2 protein-coding genes are annotated in these 1,786 nt (G+C 72.5%); both read left to right on the top strand.

Annotated features, from left to right (window positions below):
* Positions 1-1,449, top strand: a 1,449-nt coding sequence (locus RMO85_RS02985) for an alkyl hydroperoxide reductase (protein WP_310526376.1), incomplete at its 5' end; no start/stop codon positions are given.
* A gap of 143 nt (positions 1,450-1,592) precedes the next feature.
* On the top strand, positions 1,593-1,786 hold a 194-nt coding region (locus RMO85_RS02980; RefSeq protein WP_310526375.1), incomplete at its 3' end, for a DUF6458 family protein.

Genomic DNA, 1,786 nt, shown 5'->3' with positions numbered 1-1,786 from the left:
GTGCTCGACGACCCGGACCTGACGACCTGGCAGGCCTACACGGCGCGGGCCTGGCCGACGTTGGTGCTCATCGACCCTGAGGGCTATGTCGTCGCGCACTACGCCGGGGAGGGCCACGCGCACGCGATCTCGGCCCTGCTGGCGACCCTCGTGTCGGAGCACGCGTCGAAGGGCACCCTCCAGCCGGGCGACTCCCCCTATGTCCCGCCGGTTGTCGAGCCCACCGACCTCCGGTTCCCGGCCATGGCAGTCCCGCTGCCCGACGGCCGGGTGCTCGTCGCCGACGCCGGCCACGACTCGGTGGTGCTCCTGGACGCCGACGGCGACGTCGAGCGCCGGTTCGACGGCTTCCGCGAGCCCAACGGGCTCTGCCTCGTCCCCGGCTCCCTCGGCGTCGACTACGACGTGGTGGTCGCCGACACGGCCGGCCACCGGCTGGCCGGTCTGTCCCTCGCCACCGGCGCGGTCAGGACCCTGGCCGGCGACGGCCGGCAGTGGTTCGACGGCGACGGGACCTCTCGGCTCAGCAGCCCGTGGGACGTCGTGTGGTGGCGAGATCGAGTGTGGATCGCGATGGCCGGTGTGCACCAGCTGTGGACCTACGACCCGGTCACCGGCGACGTCGCGGTCGTCGCCGGGACCGCCAACGAAGGGCTGCTCGACGGACCCGTGGCGGACGCGTGGTTCGCCCAGACCAGCGGACTCGCGGTCGACGGCGACCGGCTCTGGCTCGCTGACGCCGAGACCTCCTCGCTGCGCTTCGTGCAGGACGGCGACGTGCACACCGTCGTCGGCACCGGCCTGTTCGACTTCGGCTTCCGCGACGGACCGGCGAGCGGCGGCCTGCTGCAACACCCGCTCGGCGTCGCCGTACTCCCCGACGGGTCGATCGCGATCGCCGACACCTACAACGGCGCAGTCCGTCGGTTCGCGGACGGCGAGCTCACCACCATCGCCACCGACCTGAGCGAGCCGAGCGGCTTGTACGTCGACGGGCGCGACCTCGTCGTCGTCGAGTCCGCAGCCCACCGACTCACGCGGATCCCGCTCGACGCCCGGGTCGCCGCCGACGACTTCAGCCACACGACGCAGCGGCCCGTCACCGAGGTCGCGGCGACTCTGCGCCTCGACGTGCCCTTCACCCCGCCACCCGGCCAGAAGGTGGACGACCGGTTCGGGCCGTCGTCGCAGCTGCTCGTCACGTCCACGCCGCCAGGACTGCTCCGGAGCGGCGAGGGACGCGGCACCGACCTCACCCGCGAGCTGGTCCTCGACCCGCACGTCGGCAACGGGGTGCTGCACATCGCCGCGCGCGCCGCCTCCTGCGACGCCGGTGACGATCGGGGTGCCGCGTGCCACATGCACCAGCAGGACTGGGGCGTCCCGGTCCGGATCAGCGGCGGCGGGGACGCCGTACTGACCCTGCCGCTGGGCGGAGCTTCGACCTGAGCGTCGCTGCCCCCGGGCCCTGACCCGTCCGCAGTCGCCCTCGCCGGGGCCGCCTCGATCCACGTCTGCCCAGAGGTGACGCATAGGGTCGTAGGGATGGCGCACGCACCGCTGCGGCCCATCACCTCGACAAAGGAGTCCTCATGGGTTTTGGTGTTGGCATTGTCCTGCTCGTCATCGGCGCGATCCTCGTCACCGGAGCGGTCGACCTGCCGGCCTCCGTCGACGACATGGTCGCGACCTCCACGGTCGGTTGGATCCTGATCCTGGCCGGTGCGCTCGGCATCGTCCTGGGCCTGATCGCCACCCGCAGCCGCACGCACACGACCGTGGTCGA

This window comes from Nocardioides sp. (assembly GCF_031422975.1).
Lineage (GTDB): Bacteria > Actinomycetota > Actinomycetes > Propionibacteriales > Nocardioidaceae > Nocardioides.
The sequence above is the reverse complement of the archived record's forward strand: the minus strand, read 5'-3'. Positions and strand labels throughout refer to the sequence as shown.